Genomic DNA, 18,053 nt, shown 5'->3' with positions numbered 1-18,053 from the left:
GGCAACGGGTCGCCTCGCTAGGCTACTCCCGTGACCGACTGCCTCTTCTGCAAGATCGTGGCCAAGGAGATCCCGGCCGACGTCGTCCACGAGAGTGACCGTACGCTCGCCTTCCGTGACATCAACCCGCAGGCGCCCACGCACGTGCTCGTGATTCCCAAGGAGCACCACTCCGACGCCGCGGCGCTGGCCGTGGCCGACGACGGGCTGGCCGACGACGTGCTGAAGGCCGCCCACGCGGTCGCCGTACAGGAAGGGGTGGCCGAAACCGGGTACCGCGTGGTGTTCAATACCGGGGCCGGTGCGGGGCAGACCGTCTTCCACGTGCACGCGCATGTTCTCGGGGGGCGCAACCTGACCTGGCCTCCCGGCTGATATTGACGCGAGCGCGCGGGCCACTCCCGGCTACGATGGGGCCAGAGAAGTACACCCGAATTAAGACCGGGAGGCATCAGGCCCGAGGGCCTGACCCATGTCCGAACTACACGAATCCCGACGCACGGCACCTCCCTCGCGCACTCAGGCCAAGGTGCTGATCCCGGACGAATACCCGATGGTCAGCCTCCTGGGCTCCCGTGACGAGTTGCTGCGCGTCATCGAGGGCGCCTTCCGGGCCGACATCCACGTCCGGGGCAACGAGATCACCATCACCGGGACCCCCGACGAGAGCGGCGCCGTCGTGCGCCTGTTCGAGGAGCTGGTCGAGGTGCTGCGCAACGGCGGCGAGCTCTCGCCCGACGCCGTCGAGCGGAGCATCGCGATGATGAAGATGACCTCCGAGCGGCCCGCAGAGGTGCTGTCGCTCGACATCCTGTCCTCCAGGGGGCGGACCATCCGCCCCAAGACGGCCAACCAGAAGCGCTACGTCGACGCCATCGACAAGCACACGGTCGTGTTCGGCATCGGCCCCGCCGGCACCGGCAAGACCTACCTGGCCATGGCCAAGGCGGTCCGCGCGCTTCAGGAGAAGAAGGTCAACCGGATCATCCTCACCCGGCCGGCGGTCGAGGCGGGGGAGCGGCTGGGCTTCCTGCCCGGCACGCTCTACGAGAAGATCGACCCCTATCTCCGGCCGCTCTACGACGCGCTGCACGACATGCTCGACCCCGAGACGATCCCCAAGCTCATGGCCGCGGGCACGATCGAGGTCGCGCCGCTGGCGTACATGCGCGGCCGGGCGCAACCGGTCGACTCCGGCGTCCTGACGCCCGAGGGGTTCCGCGCCATCGGGGATCTCCAGGTCGGGGATCTGGTCATCGGCTCCAACGGCGAGCCGACGCCCGTGCTCGGCGTCTATCCACAGGGCGAGAAGCGGATCTACCGCCTCTTCAGCCAGGACGGGGCTTCCGTCCTGGCCTCGGAAGACCATCTCTGGGCCGTCCGCACGCGCGACGACGCCCGGCGCGGCAAGCCGTACAGGGTGCTGGAGACCAAGGAGATGGTCGGCGACCTCCGGACGGCTCACCACCGCAAGTGGGAACTGCCCATGCTGGGTGCGCCGGTCAGCTTCCCCGAGCAGCCGGTGCCCATGGATCCGTATGCCCTGGGCCTGATCTTGGGCGACGGATGCGTCACGGGCTCCACGACGCCGTCCTTCTCGACCGCCGACGCTGAACTCGCACAGGCGCTGGAAGGCGCCTTGCCCGGCGTGGTCGTACGGCGGAAGAGCGGGCCCGACTACGTTCTCAACCGGGTCGCGACGGCGGGCGATCGGGTGACCACGGCCAATCCGGTCACCGCCGTCATGCGGAGTCTGGGCTTGGCGGGCACGCGTTCCGGCACGAAGTTCGTGCCCGATCCGTACCTGTACAACTCCGCGGAGGTAAGGCTGGCCGTGCTTCAAGGCCTGCTCGATTCCGACGGCGGGCCGGTTCTGCAGCGGGGCGGGTCGTGCCGCATCCAGTTCAGCACGACATCGCCGCGGCTGCGGGACAACCTGGTCTTCCTCGCGCAGTCGCTCGGCGGCGTCGCCTACTGGCGGGAGCGTCCTGCGCAGGGGCGTGCTCCGGGTCACGCCAGAGGGCGGGAGGTGCGTCACCGCAGCGACACCTACGTGCTCGACCTGCGGTTGCCGGAAGGCGTTGAGCCTTTCCGGCTCAGCAGGAAGGCCGACGCCTACGCCGCCGCCGGAGGCGGGCGGCCGATGAGGTTCGTGGACCGCATCGAACCGGCGGGCACCGCGGAGTGCGTGTGCATCCAGGTGGCGGCGGAGGACTCCCTGTACGTCACCGAGGACTTCCTCCTGACGCACAACACGCTCAATGACGCCTTCATCATCCTCGACGAGGCGCAGAACACCTCGCCCGAGCAGATGAAGATGTTCCTCACCCGGCTGGGCTTCGGCTCCAAGATCGTGGTGACGGGCGACGTCACGCAGGTCGACCTCCCCTCCGGCACCGAGAGCGGCCTGCGCGTCGTGCAGGGCATCCTCTCGGACATCCGCGACATCCACTTCGCGACGCTGACCAGCGTCGACGTGGTGCGCCACCGGCTCGTCAGCGACATCGTCGACGCCTACGGCCGCTACGACGTGCTGAAGCAGCAGGAGCTGAAGTCGGTCAAGCAGCAGCAGCGGGGGCCCAGGCGATGAGAGAGCTACCGGATCTCGCGCTCGCGCGCCCGGCGAAGGAGGGCGCGTGAGCATCGAGATCAACAACGAGTCGGGTGACGAGGTCGCCGAGGAGACGCTCGTCGCCCTCGCCACCCACGTGCTCGGCGAGATGGGCATCCACCCGCTCGCCGAGCTGTCCCTGCTCATCGTCGACGAGAACACCATGGCCGACCTCCACGAGAAGTGGATGGGCGAGCCGGGTCCCACCGACGTGCTCGCCTTCCCGATGGACGAACTGCGTCCGGGCGGCGGCGCCCGCGGCGACTCCGAGGGCCCGGCGGAGCCCGGCCTGCTCGGCGACGTCGTGCTGTGCCCGCCCGTCGCGGCCAGGCAGGCCGCCGAGGCCGGCCACAGCGCCGCCGACGAGCTGGAGCTGCTGTGCACCCACGGCATCCTCCACCTGCTCGGCTACGACCACGCCGAGCCTGAGGAGCACAAGGAGATGTTCGGGCTGCAGGCCCAGCTTCTCGCGTCGTGGAAAGAGGTGCGCTCCCCGCGGTGAACGCCTGGTTGCCTCTGGCCATCCTCCTCGTGGTGATCGCCGGCCTGATCGCCAGTGCGGAGACGGCGCTGACCCGCATCTCCCGGGTGCGGGCGGAGGAGTTCGTGCGCGAGGGCAGGAGAGGCTCCAAGCGCCTGCAGGACATCGTCACCGACCCGTCCGGCTCGCTCAACCTGCTGCTCCTGCTCAGGCTGAGCTGCGAGCTGGTCGCCACGGTGATCGTGACGTTGCTGTTCATCGACGTTCAGGGCGATCAGGGCTGGGCGTACGTGAGCGCCGCCGCCGTCATGATCGTGGTCAGCTACGTGATCGTCGGAGTCTCTCCCCGTACGCTGGGCCGTCAGCACGCGGAGCCGATCGCGCTGGCCAGTGCTCCCGTCGTCTACGGCCTCACCAAGATCTTCGGTCCGCTGCCCAAGCTGCTCATCCTGCTCGGCAACGCGCTCACGCCCGGCAAGGGTTTCCGCGAGGGCCCGTTCACCTCCGAGGCGGAGCTGCGCGACCTGGTCGACCTGGCCGAGGAGCGGCGGGTCATCGAGCCGGACGAGCGGGAGATGATCCACTCGGTCTTCGAGCTGGGTGACACGCTGGTGCGCGAGGTCATGGTGCCGCGTACCGACATGGTGTTCATCGAACGCGGCAAGACGCTCGACCAGGCGCTCTCGCTCCACCTGCGCAGCGGGTTCTCGCGCATCCCGGTCGTGGGGGAGAACGAGGACGACGTGATCGGCATCGCGTACCTCAAGGACATCACCCGGCGCGTGCACGAGAGCGGCGAGGGCACGGAGAAGGTCGAGTCCATCATGCGGCCGGCCACGTACGTGCCGGAGAGCAAGCCGATCGACCAGCTGCTCCGTGAGATGCAGGCGCGCCAGATCCACCTGGCCATCGTCATCGACGAGTACGGCGGGACCGCCGGGCTGGTCACCATCGAGGACGTCCTGGAGGAGATCGTCGGCGAGATCACCGACGAGTACGACCAGGAGGCGCCCAGGGTCGAGGCCATGCCCGACGGCGCGATGCGGGTGACGGCGCGGATGCCGGTGGACGAGCTGGGCGAGCTGTTCGACACCGAGATCGAGGTGGACGACGTCGAGACGGTGGGCGGACTGCTGGCGCACGCGCTGGGGCGGGTTCCCATCGCGGGGTCGCACGCGCGGGTGGCGGGGCTGGAGCTGACCGCCGAGAGCCTGGCCGGGCGCCGCAACCGCATCAGCACGGTGGTGGTACGCCGCACCCGCCCCGACTCCGACGAACCCATCCCCGCCTCCGCCGAACAGGACTGACCCCGCCCTCTCAAGCACTGCCGTCGAGCCCGCCCGTCTGCGCCCTGGGCAGCGCCCGCCTCGGGAACGCTCGCCTTGGCAGCGCTCGCCCTGGCGGCGCCTGCCCGGCGGGGTGGGCCTGCCGGGTGTGTGGGCCGCCTTCGGGGGCCGCTGCCTTTGACGCTGTGGCGGCTCGGCGCGGCAGGGGTTTGCCCGGGACAGGGTCGGGGTTGCCGTCTCGGTGGTGGTGCGGGTCCGGTGCGTTTCCGCAGGTGGGGGGCCATGAGGAGTCGTACAAAGTCGTATTAAGTGTTCTACAAGCGAAATGCAAGCGAGGTAGCGCAATCTAGTCACAGACGCCCAGTGCGGTGGGTGTCGAAGAGGGGCGATCCGGACGCCGGGTGGGGTTCGCGGCGCGAGGTAGCCCCTGGGGGGACGGCAACGTCTCGGTCAGCAGATCGCGACGTTGCTCGGCGTAAAGGGTGTTCTCGTCCGATAAAACGGGCGAGAGCACCCTTAAGCGTTTCCATAGGCATCTGACTGGTTGTTGGCTTCTCCGGTGGATTGCCGCTTTCGCGTTCTGGGGAGATCGCCCTCCGGGGGGAACATGGAACGCGGAGTGTGGATCATCGTCGGCGCGCTGCTGATGGCGGGGCTGACCGCGTGCGGGGGCGGCGCCGTCGACGCGCATCTCGACATGCGGGCGCAGGAGCGGCTCAAGGAGATCCTGATAAAGGATCCCAAGCTGCCCGACGGATTCTCGCCACGGCCGCAGGAGGCGTGGAAGGTGCCGTTCGCCGCCCGTGACCGGAACTGCCGTGCCGTACTCGATCCGGTGGCGGGGAAGGCGCCGCGGCGGGCGCTCACCGCGCAGGCGGCGGCCAGCTATCCCGGCAACGCGCTTGGGGAGACGGCCGGGGTGGCGCTGGCACGGTACGCGGGGGCGGAGGCCGAGTGGCACATCGACGACCTCGGCAAGGCGCTGCGGGAGTGCCACGCGGTCAACGCCGGTGCCGGGACCGACCTGCGGCTGCGTACGCTGCCGGTCGGCGGCGTGGGTGACGAGGCGGTGGCGGCGGAGCTGGCGGGGCGGCTCAACGGGTATCCGTACGCGCTGAACGTGTTGCTCGTGCGTGAGGGGGACACGCTGGTGTCGCTGGTGCACACCGGGCTCAAGCGGGTCGATCCTAAACGCACGGAGCAACTGGCGCAGTCGGTGCTCGGGATGGCCAGGGCCTAACCTAGTCTTCCGTGACTCTCGATCCCGAAGACAGCAAGATCATCACGCTGGCCCGGTCGGCCAGGGCGCGCAACGGCTCGCGGGAAGGCGCCGCCGTACGCGATGAGACCGGACGCACCTACTCGGCCACCAACGTCGCGCTCGACGCGCTCACGCTCTCCGCCGTGCAGGTCGCCGCGGCCATGGCGATCTCCAGCGGCGCGCGGACCCTGGAGGCCGCCGCGCTGGTCACCGAGGGCGAGGGCCCTAGCGAGGCGGACGCCGCGGTGGTCGGCGAGCTGGGCGGCAGGCTGCTCGTGGCCGGTCCCGACGGCCGGTTGAGGGACTGACATGGCGATGTCGCCGTTCCTGGCCGAGCTCAGGGCCGCGGTGGGCGGGCGCTTGCTGGTGCTGCCCTCGGTGACGGCGTGTGTGTTCGACGCGGAGGGGCGGCTGCTGCTCGCGCGGCACGGCGACGTCGGGAAGTGGGCGACGCCCGGCGGCGGCATCGACCCCGACGAGCGGCCGCAGGACGCCGTCGTGCGCGAGCTGCGCGAGGAACTGTCCGTGGAGGCCTCGGTGCGCGGCCTGATCGGCGTGTACGGCGGGCCGGACTTCCGCACCCACTACCCCAACGGCCACGAGGTCGCCTACGTCATCGCCGCCTACGCCTGCGTGCTCACCGGAGCCGCCACGCCCACCCCCGACGGCGAGGAGATCAACGACTTCACCTGGGCCCTTCCCGGGGATCTCGCCGCGCTCGACATGACCTCGTGGTCGCCGCACGTGCTGCCCGACGTGTACGCCTGGTGGCGGCAGCACGGTGGCTGATGGGCCACAATCGAGTATGTGACTTCGCCAGACAACCATCGCGCCGGTTTCGCCTGCTTCGTGGGGAGGCCGAACGTCGGCAAGTCCACGCTGATGAACGCCCTGGTCGGTACCAAGGTGGCCATCACCTCGTCCAAGCCGCAGACCACCCGGCGCGTCATCCGGGGCATCGTCCACCGGCCCGACGCCCAGTTGATCATCGTCGACACGCCGGGCCTGCACCGCCCGCGCACCCTGCTCGGCGAGCGCCTCGACAGCCTGGTGCTGTCCACGCTGACCGAGGTGGACGTCATCGGCTTCTGCGTGCCCGCCGGTGACGCGATCGGCAAGGGCGACCGCTTCATCGCCGAGAAGCTCGCCGCGGTGAAGAAGACGCCCGTCGTGGCCGTGGTCACCAAGTGCGACCTGGCCTCCAAGGAGCAGATCGCCGAGCAGTTGCTGGCCGTCTCGGAGCTGGGGGAGTTCGCCGACATCGTCCCGGTCTCCGCGACCTCCGGCGACAACCTCGGCGCGCTGGCCGACGTGCTCGTCCGGCACATGCCCGAGTCGCCGCCCCTGTACGAGGACGGCCGCCTCACCGACGAGCCCGAGCAGGTCCTGGTCGGGGAGCTGATCAGGGAGGCGGCGCTGGAAGGGGTACGCGACGAGCTGCCCCACTCGATCGCCGTCGTGGTCGACGAGATGCTGCCCCGCGAGGGCCGCGACGACCTGCTCGACATCTACGCGCACCTGTTCGTCGAGCGTCCCTCGCAGAAGGCCATCATCATCGGGCACAAGGGGGAACGGCTGCGCGACGTGGGCACCAGGGCCCGCAAGCAGATCGAGGCGCTGCTCGGCACCCGCGTCTACCTCGACCTGCGCATCAGCGTCGCCAAGGACTGGCAGCGCGACCCGAAGCAGCTGCGCAGGCTGGGCTTCTTCGACTGAGCCACCGGCGGGGTTGTGGTGCGCGACGCCGGGCGGGCTTATGGTGATCGGGTGGGCGACTACCTTTCGCCGCGGGTGTCGGGCAGGCCGGAACGCAAGGCACGCAGGGGCTACGCGCTCGCCGTCGTCGCGGCCGGGGCGTTGCTGGTGGTCTGCGCGATCCTGCCCTGGGCTGGGCTCTCGGCGCGCAGCGACCTGATCGGCGCGGGCGTCGTCAGGACCGTGCGCGGCATCGACGACGGCTTCGGCGTCTACACCCTGATCGCCGGGCTGGTCGCGGGCGCGTTCGGCCTGGCCGGGCTGATGACGGGACGCCGGCCGTGGGCCGGGCTGGCGGCGATCCCCGGCGGGGTGGCGGCGGCCGTCCTCGTGCTCTTCGTGGCCGGCCCGCGGGACGCGGGGGACCGGATCTCGGTTGACCTGGGCGGATTCCTGGCGATCGAGCCGGTGCTGCAGTACGGGTGGTTCGCCGCCCTGGGCAGCGCGCTGGCCGTCGTGGTCTTCGCCGTGCTCTCCCTGCTCCCACGTCGCGGCTGAGCGGGGTGGGACGGCGGGGTTGCCCGCCGTCCCCCGTCGGTCAGGTGAGCGTGAACGTGGTCAGGACGGCGGCGTGGTCGGAGGTCCACTCGTTGCCGCCGTGGCCGGGGTGGGGGGCCGGGGTCCCGGCGACGACCGCGTCGGAGGACTCGACGCTCAGCCCGCCGGCGTAGTGGACGAAGTCGATGCGGTCCTGCGGCTCGGGGTCGCCGATGCGGTGGTCGTAGCCGTACCCGCCGGTGAAGGTCTTGTAGACGGGCGACCACGTGTTGCCGGGCGCGGTGACCGGGTTGGGGCGGGCGACGCGGTAGGAGTCCTTGAGTCCCGCCTGCTCGGGGAGCTTCGAGGTCGGCCACGGGATGCCGGAGCGCCCGCAGTGGGACGGCGCCGCCGCGGCGGTGTAGTCGAGGTGCGAGGGGGCGTTGAAGTCGCCGGTCAGGAGCACGGGGTGGGTCCCGGCGGCCTGCAGGTGGCCGCCCATGGCCTGGATGATCGCCTGGATCTGGCCGGTGCGGCCGGAGTCCGCCTCCCGGGTGAGCAACTGCTGGGTGGTGCGGTTGGAGAAGCAGGCGTCGTAGGGGCCGTAGGGGGTGTAGCCGAGGTGGGCGTTCCACAGGACCAGCTCGCGGCCGGTGCGCTCGTCGAGGCGGACGCGCGCGTAGATGCCGGCCAGCCCGGACTGCGAGGGCAGCGGGCCGCGCGCGGTGATCGGGTAGCGGCTGATGATGCCCAGGTCGGCGCCGGCCTGGAAGTGGTCCCAGCCGAGCGCCTGGGCGAGCTCCCGCGCCGAGGTCGAGGACGTCTCCTGCAGGCCGACCACGTCAACGTCGCGGTCCAGCAGGAAGCGCAGCTGCTTCTCCCGGCCGCCGGAGACCTGGCTGCCGCCGTGCCACAGGTTCCAGCTCATCGCCTTCAGCCGGGGCACCAGCGTCTCGCTCGCGCCGCGTACCCGGATCGAGACCGAGGCGGTGCTCGTCTGTCCCGCCGCGTTGCGCGCCTCGACGGTGAGCGCGGAGGTTCCGGCCGCGGCGGGGGTGCCGCTGACGCGGCCGTCGGCGGCGACGGCGATCCACGCCGCGCCCGCCTTCTTGGTGAAGGTCAGTCCGCTCGTGTCGCCTTTCACCAGTCCTGTGACGCTCGCACCGTACGGCGTGCCGGCCCGCCCGTTGCGCAGCGTGAAGGGCGAGGTGACGAAGTGCAGGGCGGCGGAGCTGACGAGCTTGAGCCGGGCGGGCTGGGCCAGCCAGGCGTAGCCGTCCTGGGCGAGGTAGTAGACGACGTAGTCGCCGGGCTCCAGCCCCTGTGTGGGCAGGGAGGCGGTGCCGTTGGCGTCGGGGGTGTAGACCCACTTGAGCGACGGGCCCACGAACTGCTCGGCGACGGGGCCGTTGCCGGGTTCGGTGTAGAGGCCGACCCAGTTCTGGGCGTGCGGGCGCGGCGTGGAGTAGGAGAGCCTGATCGGGTCGCCGGCCCGCACGGCGCTCGATTCGAGGGCGAGTGTGCCGTCGGGGGCGGCGGCGCGGGCGGGAACGGTCACGGCGGTCATGGCGAGGAGGGCGGCGGCTAACAGGGGGAGTAGACGCATCGGGGCTCCTAGTGGCTGGCTGTCCGAAGAGAGCATCCACTGGCAAAGTAAAGCCCAGATGTACGCAGTCTGACTAGTATCCACCCTGGTCAAGGGTGGACAAGTGGAGCACCTGTCTGGACAAGCTCCTTGAGTATGTCGCGGGCCTGGGCGGTCAGCTCGGCCGCGCGGCCGGTGGCGCCCTCGGCGGTGTTGACCTCGGCCAGGGCCGTCAGCGCCGCGGCGTCGAGCAGGCGGTCGCCGAGCCGCAGGGCGATGCTCCTGGCCTGTTCGGCGGCGTCGCGGGCGGACGGGACGTCGTGTCGCGCCAGCCGTACCGAGGACAGGGCGAGCAGGGCGTCGGTGTGGCGGTGGCGGTCGCCGAGGGCGGTGAGGTGTTCGGCGGCGGCGCTCAGGTGTGCGTCGGCCTCCTCCGGGCGGCCCGCGCGGCGCAGCACCTCGCCGAGGACGAGCAGGGTGTCGGCGCGCTCGCGCTCGCCCGTGGCCGCCTCCAGGCAGGTGGTCAGCAGGCGTTCCGCGTCCTGCGGGCGGCCCAGCTCCAGGTGGGCGCGGCCCAGGCGGCGGCGGGTGTGGTGGGCGTCGCGCACGGAGCCCGCGCGGTGGAACAGGCCCAGGGCCAGGCGCAGGCGTTCGTGCGCCTCCTGCCAGCGGTGTTCGGCGAGGAGCAGGTCGCCCTCGTCGCGCAGGATCAGGGCCTCGGCCCGGGGTTCGCCGGTCGCCTGGGCGGCGGGCAGGGCGTGGGCCAGGACGGTACGCCAGTCGTCGAGGTGGCGGTGGCGCTCCAGGAACGGCGTCAGCAGGTGCGCGAGCCGCCAGCAGTCAGCGTCGAGCCCGGCCCGCCACAGGTCGCCGGTCAGGGCGACGAGGAAGCCGCGCTCGGCGGCCAGCCACTGCACCGACTCCTTGATCTCGCGGGTGGCGAAGGCGGCGGCGGGATCGCCGGAGACCAGGGGGAAGCGGGAGACCCGCACCCGGGCCAGCACCAGCGTGACCAGCGCGGACAGCCCCGGCGGGTCTGGTTGCTCGCGGGCGAACAACCGGACCAGCTCGTGCGTGCGGTAGCGGACCTGCCCGGCCACGTCCACTGTGTACGCCTCCAGCAGGCCCGCCTCGACCAGCGCCTCGGCCTGGCCGCCGAAGACCTCGGTCACCCAGTCGCCCACGTCGGGCGCCGACAGCGCGCCGAGCCCGCGCAGCGTGCGCCCGGCCGCCTCCGGCAGGCCGTCGTAGCCGATGGCGAACGCGCTGCGCACGGTCTGGTCGCCGGCGTGCAGGCCGTCGAGCCGCCGGTGCTCGTTCTCCAGCAGGCCGACCAGGTAGTCGGCGGTCCAGGCCGGTCGGGCGGCCAGCCGTGAGCCGGCCACGCGCAGCGCGATCGGCAGGCCGCCGCAGAACCGGGCCAGGCGGACCAGCGCCTCGCCGGGCTCGCGGCCCGAGCTCCTGCTCAGCAGTTCCAGCGACTCCTCGGGGCCGAGCACGCCGACCGGCAGCCGCCTGGCGCCGGGCAGACCGGCGAGGGCCGACCGGCTGGTGATGACCGTGGGGGAGGAGGTCAGCAGCGGGCGTACCTGCTCCTCGTCGGCGGCGTTGTCGAGCAGGACCAGCAGGCGGCGGCCGGCCGCGTAGGCGCGCAGCAGCCGCTCGCGGCCTTCCCGCGAGTCGGGGACGGCCTGGGCGGGGCAGCCGAGCCAGCGCAGGAAGTCCTCGAGCACCGCGGCGGGGTCGCCGTTCTCGCGCAGGTCGGCGTAGAGGATGCCGTCGGGGAAGCTCGCGCGCTGCTGCCATGCCGCGTGTACGGCCAGCGCCGACTTGCCCGTCCCCGCCTGGCCATGGACGACCACCTGGTCCCCGACCACCTCTTCCAGCAGTTCGCCCCGGCCGGTGAAGTCGGCCACGTCGCGCGGCAGCAGCACCGGCGGCCCGGCGGAGACGTGCAGGGAGACGTCGTCGTGGAGCATGCGGTGGTAGAGCAGTTGCAGATCGGGGTCGGGCTCGATGGCGTGGCCGCCGTCGAGCTCCTCGCGCAGCGCGGCGTAGGCGGCCAGGGCGTCCACGCGCCGGCCGCTGCGGTAGAGGGCCAGCATGTACTGCCCGCGAAATCGCTGCCAGAGCGGGTGCCTGGCGACCAGGCCACGCAGTTCGGCCAGGACGTCGCGGTGCCGGCCGGCGTCGAGGGCCCGCTGGTTCCTGCGCTCGATGGCCAGCAGGCGCAGCTCCTCCAGTTCCGCGCGCAGCCGGCCGGTCTCCAGCCAGCGCGAGCCGTCGGGGTCGACGTCCTCCAGCGCCGGGCCGCGCCACAGCGTCAGCGCCTCGTCGTAGCCGCCCTGCTCGACCAGGCTCCTGAACCGGTTGACGTCGAGCTGCTCCTCCTCGACGGCGAGCGTGTAGGTGCCGGAGACCGTGGTGATCACGTCCTTGCCGAGGAGCTGGCGCAGGTGGCCGATGTAGCCGCGGACCAGCGAGTCGGAGCGGTCGCCGCCCTCGCGTGGCCATAACAGCTCGCGCAGCCGTCCGACGCTCAGCGGGCGGCGGGCGTTCAGCACGAACATGGTCAGCAGGTCGCGGTGCTTGGGCGCGGTGGGGGTGCGGTCCTCCCCGCCGTGGCGCACCTCCAGCGGCCCCATGATCCGAAATTCCACGCTATTTCCCGCAATCCAGGCGTCTGTGATCTTTTATGGGCACAGAATTTCATATCTGATGGCGGCGCTTACTCCTTCTGACCCACACCGTCTCGGCGGCTACTGGCTGGCGGGCCGGCTCGGCGCGGGCGGGCAGGGGGTGGTCTACGACGCCTATGGGCCCGGCGGGGAGCGGGTCGCCATCAAGGTACCGCGCGCCGACTCGCCCGAGTCCCGGCGGCGGCTGGGCAAGGAGGCGGACGCGGCGCGGCGGGTGGCGGCCTTCTGCACCGCCCGGGTGGTCGAGGTGGATCTCGGCGTGCCGTACATCGTCAGCGAGTTCGTGCCGGGGCGGACCTTGCGGGAGGTGGTCGCGGAGGCCGGGCCGTACGAGGGGGAGGGGCTGCACCGGCTGGCCGTCGGCGTGGCGACCGCGCTGGCCGCCATCCACCGGGCCGGCGTCGTGCACCGCGACCTCAAGCCGGACAACATCATCCTGGGGCCGGACGGGCCGCGGGTGATCGACTTCGGGGTGGCGCGGGAGGACGGGCCCACCACGACCGGGCCGGTGATGGGGACGCCGACCTACATGGCGCCCGAGCTGTTCACCGGGCGGGGGGCGGGCACGGCGGCCGATCTGTGGTCGTGGGGGCTGGTCGTGCTGTTCGCGGCGCGCGGGGTGGACGCGATCGAGACGGGCGATCCGGTCGCGGTGGTGTCGGAGGTGCTCGGGTTCCGGGCCGACGTGGAAGGGCTGCCTGAGCCGCTCGGGCCGCTGGTGGCCGCGGCGCTGGCCCAGGAACCGGGGCGGCGGCCGCGGGCGCGGGCCGTACTGCTGGCACTGCTGGGACTGCCGGACGAAAGCGACCCGGGCGAGGGTGACACGGGCGAGGGCGACACGGACGGGGGTGATGCGGGCGGGGGTGACGCGGACGCGCCGCTCGCCCGTGGGGGCGCGCTCGCCGCCACGCTCGGCGGGCCCGCCGCCGAGCCCGGCCTCGGCGCGGTCGCCGAGGAGCTTTACGGCGAGCTGTCGGAACGCGAACGCGCCGCCGCCCCCGAGGTGTTCCTGCGCATGGCCGACGGCGAGAGCGTCAGGGAGGTCACCCGCGCCGAACTGCCCGAGGAGGAGGCGGTCGACGGGCTGCTGGCGCTGTTCACCGCGTCCGGGCTGGTGTCCGTGCCAGGCGAGGGCACGTACGCGCTGGCCAGGCCCGGCCTGGTGCAGGCCTGGCCCAGACTGCGGGAATGGGTGGCCGACAACCGCGACGGCCTGCCCGTGCAGCGCCGGCTGGCCGAGGCGGCGCGCTTCTGGGACGACCACGGCAGGAAACCCGCCGACCTCCTGCACGGCTCCCACCTGGACCGCACCCTGCGCTGGGCGGCGGCCGAGCGCAGGGACCTCACGCTGGTGCGGCTGGAACGCGAGTTCCTGGACGCCGCCACCGCCCGCTCCCGCCGCCAGGTACGGCTGCGCGCGATGCTGGCCGGCGCGATGGCCGTCCTCCTCGTGCTGGCCCTGGGCGGGCTGGCCCTGGCCGAGTACCGCAGGACGGAGGTCGCGGCCCAGCGCGACGCCGCCACCGCCCGCGCGCTGGCCCTGCGCGCCGCCGGGCTGCGGGTGAACGACCCGAAGCTGGCCGTGCTGCTGAGCGTGGCGGCGTACCGGCTGGATCCCGGCATCCCGGAGACCAGGGCCGCGCTGATCGACTCGCGCTCGCAGCGGTTCACCGACACCTTCACCGACCCCGACGCCGCCTCCGACGTGGTGTACGCCACGAGCCGCGACGGGCGTCTGCTCGTCGCGGTGCAGAACGGGCAGGCGCGGTTGTGGGACGTGCGGGCGCACCGTCAGCTCAGGCAGTTCACCGGCGTCGGGGCGGCGGGGCGGGCCGCGGTCACGGCCGACGGGAAGATCCTGGCGCTCCAGGACGATCGTGCGGTGCGGCTGTTGGATCTCGCGTCCGGCCGGCCGATCGGCGGCGCGTTCGCGACGGGCCTGGAGGCCACCGACCCCGGCGAGCTGGCCTTCGAGGCCGGCGAGCGGCTGCTGGCCGTCCCCGACGCCGACGGCGGGCGGCGCTGGTGGACGGTGAAGGACAGGAAGGCGCTGCGGGCGGACCTGTCCGCCGTCGACGACCAGGGCGCCCGCGGGGTGGTGACACCGAGGCGTGGCCGGGTCGAGCTCTGGGACCTGCGCGCGAACCGGCGGATCGACCTGCCGGGACTGCCGCGGACGCGTGGTGTCGAAACCGTCGAGATCAGCAAGGACGGGCGCTCGCTCGCGTACGCGGAGGAGGCGTCGAAGGGTGAAGAGCGCTGGCTCAAGGTGCGGGACGTCGAGTCGGGCGCCACGCGCCGCAGCGTGTTCCCCGGCGAGGTGGCGCGTGCCCTCACCTTCGGGTTCGGCGACGAGCTGATCGCCCACTGGGATCTTCTGGGCGACATCATGGTGCAGCGGCGCTCGGACAATCAGCAGATCCTGCGCATGGAGACCTCCGCCGACCTGCAGTCCGTCCGGCTCGACCCGGGCGACCGGGCCATCCGCCTGGTGATGAGCGGTGGTGTGATCCACACGGTCAGCCTGGCCACCCTCCTCGACAAGCCCGTCGTCGGCGGAGACTCGCTGGGCACCGCCGAGTTCGCCCCGGGCGGCCGCCTGCTCGCCACCTTCGCGCGCGGCGAGGTGCGGCTGTGGGACGTGGCACGCGCACGCCCGGTGGGCGTCCCCATCGCCTGGGGCGATCCCACACTGCAGGGCAAGCTGGCCTTCGACCCCACGGGCCGCCGGCTGGCCGTGGGCACGGACGACGGCGTGATGCTGATCGACACGGGCACGGGGACGGGGCTCACCTCCTTCCGGCCCGCGAATCCCAAGGCGAGCTCGGTCGACGGCCTGGAGTTCAGCCCCGACGGCCGGACCCTCGCCATCGCCACCGGCGGGATCGACGGGGCGCTGCCTCTCGAACTGCGCGACCTCCGAACCGGCGCGTCGCTCGCCACGGACGTCGAGAGCGGCGGCGTGACCGCCTGGCGTCCCGACGGGCGCGTCCTGATGACCGCCACGGCACTGATCGACCCGCTCAAGGGGACGCGGCTGGCCCGTCCCAGAATGCTCGGCACGTCGCTGCAGGTCTACGCCTTCAGCCCGGATGGCCGGTACCTGGCCGTCTGGACGACGGGCCGCCTCGTGCTCTGGGACGCCCGGCTGACGGCCAGGATCGACGACCTGCCCGTGCCGCCGGGGTTCGAGGCCACGGGGCTGGCCTGGTCGCGCGACGGCACGATGCTCGCCGCCTACGGCTTCGGCGACCAGATCAGGCTGTGGGACATCCGGACGCGGCAGGCACTCGGGACCGTGTTCGACGGCATGACAGAGTACGGATTCATGGAGGGCGCGGCGATCGCCTTCGCCGAGGACGGCAGGACGCTCCTCAGCGCGACGCCCGAAGGAGTGCTGCGCACCCACCCGCTCGATCCGGTACGCCTCGCACGGGCCGCCTGCCAGGCCGCGGGAAGACCGCTCACCAGCCAGGAATGGAGCCACTACCTACCGGAGGCGGAACCGTTCCGCGTGTGCGCCGATGCCGGTTAGGGCGTCCTGCGCACGTGTGACGATCTTCTCCAGGTGGTCGCTGTGGGCGCCGCGCCAGTACACCTGGCCGCACTCGCGGCACCGGCCGTACGCGTCGTAGCTGCGCCGGGTGCCATCGCGCAGCGTGTTCGCCACCTCGCTCTTCGGCACCTCGGCCAGCACGCCGTTGCAGGCGGTGCACCGCGTCCAGGGGCGCAGCGTCGGGGCGAAGCGGTCCAGGAGGTCGCCGAGCTGGAGGTCGGCCTTGGCGCCCCGCACGTACGCGCCCAGCCACAGCGCCCGGCGGCGCAGCAGGCCGCGGTCCTGGGTGAGCAGCACCCGGCGCTCGGCGTTGGCCTGGACCACCAGCGCGGGGTCGTCCATGTCGTTGTGGTACGCGGTGTCGATGCCGAGCAGCCGCAGCCGCCTGGCCAGCGTGCCCAGGTGGACGTCCAGGAGGAAGCGCGGCTCCGCCGACAACGGCTGGGGCCTGGGGACCGGGGCCACGTCCACGACGTCGCCGCCGCACGGCTGGTAGGCGGGGCCCACGCCGGTGCCGGCCACCGTCATCGGGCCCACTTCGGTCAGCGGGATGCCCAGGGACTCCACCACGTGGCCGAGCGTGGACGTGCGGTCCGCCTGTGCCCGCTGCCACTCCTGGCGGCGGCTCGCGGGCAGGAAGAGCCGCAGTTCGGGGGCGATGCGCAGGCGTATGTCCGTCTCGTCCACACGGTCAGGATGCCACGCGGGCCGTCGGGGGATCACCCCCATTTCGGCGGTGCGGATACCTTGGTGGGGTGAGTCTGCCGCGCCGTTCCCTCCTCGCCCTCGCCGGGCTCGCGTTGGCGGGCTGCGCCGCGGGGGAGTGGGAGGGCGGGCGGATCCGGCTGGCCACGGGGTCGGCGGGCGGGCCGTACGAGCAACTGGGGGATCGGTTCGCGGCGGAACTGCGGCGGGTCGGCTTCGAGGTCGGCGTGCTCAAGACCGCCGCCAGCGTCGAGAACCTGGAGATGCTCAGCGACGGCCGGGCCGACGCCGCGTTCGCGCTGGCCGACAGCGCCGACCACGCGGTGCGCGTGCGCCGGCAGCCGGTGGCCGCGCTGGCCCGCATGTACATGAACTACGTGCACCTGGTCGTGCGCGCGGGCTCGGCGGTCATGGCGCCGAGGGACCTGGCCGGACGGTCGGTCTCGCTCGGCGCCGAGGGGTCGGGCACCGCCGTCACCGCCGAGCGGGTGCTGCGGGCGGCGGGGCTGACCGGCACCCGCCCGCTCAAGCTCGGGCTGGACGCGTCGATCAAGGCGCTGCGCGACGGCAGGGTCGACGCCTTCTTCTGGTCGGGCGGCGTGCCCACGCCCGCGCTGGCCGTGCTCGACGACGTGCGGCTGCTCGCGCTGGACACGCTGGTGCCGATCCTGCGCCGCGCGCACGGCCCGCTGTACGAGCACGCCGCGTTCCCGGCCGGCGTGTACGGCGCCGCCGAGCCGGTGGCCACGGTCGGCACGCCCAGCTACCTGGTCTGCCGCCGCGACCTGGACGTGGAGCTGGCCAGGGAGCTGACCGCGACCCTGTTCGCCAGCCGCGACCGCCTCCAGGCACCCGACGCCCCGGGCGGCCGCCTCGACCGCCGCTACGCCATCGGCACCGGCGCCGTCCCCCTCCACCCCGGCGCCGCCCGCTACTACCGCTCGGTGTACGGCTAGCTGAAGATCCGCCCGAGCTGGTGGTCGATCAGGGCCACGGCCTGTTCGGGCGTGTGCTGGCCGAGCAGCACACCGGCCTGGAGCCCCTCGGCCCCGGCCAGCAGGAACGCGGCCTCCGCCGGGATGTCCACCTCCGGCCCCACCTGCCCCTGCTCGCGCCCCTGGCCGAGCATGTCGACGAGCAGCCGCTGCAGACCCGGCGGCGTCTCGCGGACCGTCGCGGCCAGGGCCGGGTCGACGAGCATGTGCACGAAGTACGCGACGAACACCAGGTGCCGCTCCCGGCGTTCGGCGTCCAGCGGCAGCAACTCCATGAGCACCCCGCGCACGATCGTGCGCGGGTCGGGCTTCTCGCTGATCCGCTCCAGCCGCCGCCGCGCGCTCTCGCCGGAGACCGTGTTGAGGATCTCCAGCGCGCCGAGCAGGAGCTGGTCGCGGGTGCCGAAGTAGTACTGCAGAAGCCGGGCCGACACCCCGGCCTCGCCGGCGACCTGCCGCAGGGTGACGTGCTCCAGCCCGCCCTTGACGGCCAGCCGCCACACGGCCTCGGCGATCTGGCGGCGGCGCTGGTCGTGGTCGGCGTGGCGGGGCATGCGTCCGTCCTTGGTAGGGCGAGCTTCGACTTTGGTTTGTGGTGCGATCGTACCAAAACGGATTATGGTGCGATCGAACCACAAAAAT

At 72.5% G+C, this 18,053-nt stretch carries 14 protein-coding genes and 3 pseudogenes; 13 read left to right on the top strand and 4 right to left on the bottom strand.

Annotated features, from left to right (window positions below):
- Positions 1–30 precede the first annotated feature (30 nt).
- From ACFWYW_RS11475 to ACFWYW_RS11425, 11 genes and pseudogenes are all read left to right on the top strand, one after another.
- Complete coding sequence (locus ACFWYW_RS11475) at positions 31–375, top strand: histidine triad nucleotide-binding protein (protein WP_379616635.1); 345 nt, start codon at positions 31–33, stop codon at positions 373–375.
- A gap of 97 nt (positions 376–472) precedes the next feature.
- Positions 473–1,177 (top strand): annotated as a pseudogene (locus ACFWYW_RS11470) (PhoH family protein); the annotation flags it as partial.
- Positions 1,166–1,993: pseudogene (locus ACFWYW_RS11465) on the top strand (LAGLIDADG family homing endonuclease); the annotation flags it as partial. The pseudogenes ACFWYW_RS11470 and ACFWYW_RS11465, both read left to right, overlap by 12 nt.
- A 261-nt stretch (positions 1,994–2,254) precedes the next feature.
- Positions 2,255–2,590: pseudogene (locus ACFWYW_RS11460) on the top strand (PhoH family protein); the annotation flags it as partial.
- Between the two features lie 46 nt (positions 2,591–2,636).
- Positions 2,637–3,113 carry an rRNA maturation RNase YbeY gene (gene ybeY / locus ACFWYW_RS11455; protein ID WP_379616637.1) on the top strand — a complete coding sequence of 159 codons (477 nt, stop codon included), beginning with the start codon at positions 2,637–2,639 and terminating at the stop codon, positions 3,111–3,113.
- Entirely contained in the window at positions 3,110–4,399 is a 1,290-nt protein-coding gene (locus ACFWYW_RS11450; RefSeq protein ID WP_379616640.1) for a hemolysin family protein, read from the top strand. The genes ybeY and ACFWYW_RS11450 overlap by 4 nt, the downstream gene beginning before the upstream one ends.
- Positions 4,400–4,985: 586 nt before the next feature.
- A complete protein-coding gene (locus ACFWYW_RS11445; protein WP_379616642.1) occupies positions 4,986–5,618 on the top strand; it encodes a hypothetical protein in 633 nt (210 codons plus the stop codon).
- A gap of 11 nt (positions 5,619–5,629) precedes the next feature.
- On the top strand, positions 5,630–5,947 hold the full coding sequence (locus ACFWYW_RS11440; protein WP_379616644.1) for a cytidine deaminase: 318 nt from the start codon (positions 5,630–5,632) through the stop codon (positions 5,945–5,947).
- 1 nt (position 5,948) lies between these two features.
- Entirely contained in the window at positions 5,949–6,428 is a 480-nt protein-coding gene (locus ACFWYW_RS11435; RefSeq protein ID WP_379616646.1) for an NUDIX domain-containing protein, read from the top strand.
- Between the two features lie 18 nt (positions 6,429–6,446).
- On the top strand, positions 6,447–7,355 hold the full coding sequence (gene era, locus ACFWYW_RS11430) for a GTPase Era (RefSeq protein ID WP_379616648.1): 909 nt from the start codon (positions 6,447–6,449) through the stop codon (positions 7,353–7,355).
- 51 nt (positions 7,356–7,406) lie between these two features.
- On the top strand, positions 7,407–7,892 hold the full coding sequence (locus ACFWYW_RS11425) for a hypothetical protein (RefSeq protein WP_379616650.1): 486 nt from the start codon (positions 7,407–7,409) through the stop codon (positions 7,890–7,892).
- Positions 7,893–7,932: 40 nt separating this feature from the next.
- Here ACFWYW_RS11425 and ACFWYW_RS11420 read toward each other — a convergent pair whose 3' ends face one another.
- Entirely contained in the window at positions 7,933–9,477 is a 1,545-nt protein-coding gene (locus ACFWYW_RS11420; protein WP_379616652.1) for an endonuclease/exonuclease/phosphatase family protein, read from the bottom strand.
- 89 nt (positions 9,478–9,566) lie between these two features.
- The gene (locus ACFWYW_RS11415; RefSeq protein ID WP_379616654.1) at positions 9,567–12,116 is read right to left on the bottom strand and encodes a BTAD domain-containing putative transcriptional regulator; all 2,550 of its coding nucleotides are present in this window, start codon (positions 12,114–12,116) and stop codon (positions 9,567–9,569) included.
- 58 nt (positions 12,117–12,174) lie between these two features.
- Here ACFWYW_RS11415 and ACFWYW_RS11410 point away from each other — a divergent pair, with 58 nt between their 5' ends.
- A complete protein-coding gene (locus tag ACFWYW_RS11410; protein ID WP_379616656.1) occupies positions 12,175–15,690 on the top strand; it encodes a protein kinase in 3,516 nt (1,171 codons plus the stop codon).
- On the opposite strand, the gene ACFWYW_RS11405 is transcribed toward ACFWYW_RS11410, so the two are convergent.
- Positions 15,646–16,440, bottom strand: a complete 795-nt coding sequence (locus tag ACFWYW_RS11405; RefSeq protein ID WP_379616658.1) for a Mut7-C RNAse domain-containing protein — start codon at positions 16,438–16,440, stop codon at positions 15,646–15,648. The genes ACFWYW_RS11410 and ACFWYW_RS11405 overlap by 45 nt on opposite strands.
- 26 nt (positions 16,441–16,466) lie before the next feature.
- Between ACFWYW_RS11405 and ACFWYW_RS11400 the strand changes: the two genes are divergently transcribed.
- Positions 16,467–17,372: a TAXI family TRAP transporter solute-binding subunit gene (locus ACFWYW_RS11400; RefSeq protein ID WP_379616660.1), complete on the top strand. Its 906-nt coding sequence runs from the start codon at positions 16,467–16,469 to the stop codon at positions 17,370–17,372.
- On the opposite strand, the gene ACFWYW_RS11395 is transcribed toward ACFWYW_RS11400, so the two are convergent.
- Complete coding sequence (locus ACFWYW_RS11395; RefSeq protein WP_379616662.1) at positions 17,369–17,965, bottom strand: TetR/AcrR family transcriptional regulator; 597 nt, start codon at positions 17,963–17,965, stop codon at positions 17,369–17,371. The two genes, ACFWYW_RS11400 and ACFWYW_RS11395, sit on opposite strands and share 4 nt — an antisense overlap.
- Between the last annotated feature and the right edge of the window lie 88 nt (positions 17,966–18,053).

Source organism: Nonomuraea sp. NPDC059023 (assembly GCF_042740095.1).
Classification (GTDB): Bacteria; Actinomycetota; Actinomycetes; order Streptosporangiales; family Streptosporangiaceae; genus Nonomuraea.
This window is presented reverse-complemented; position numbering and strand designations above follow the sequence as displayed.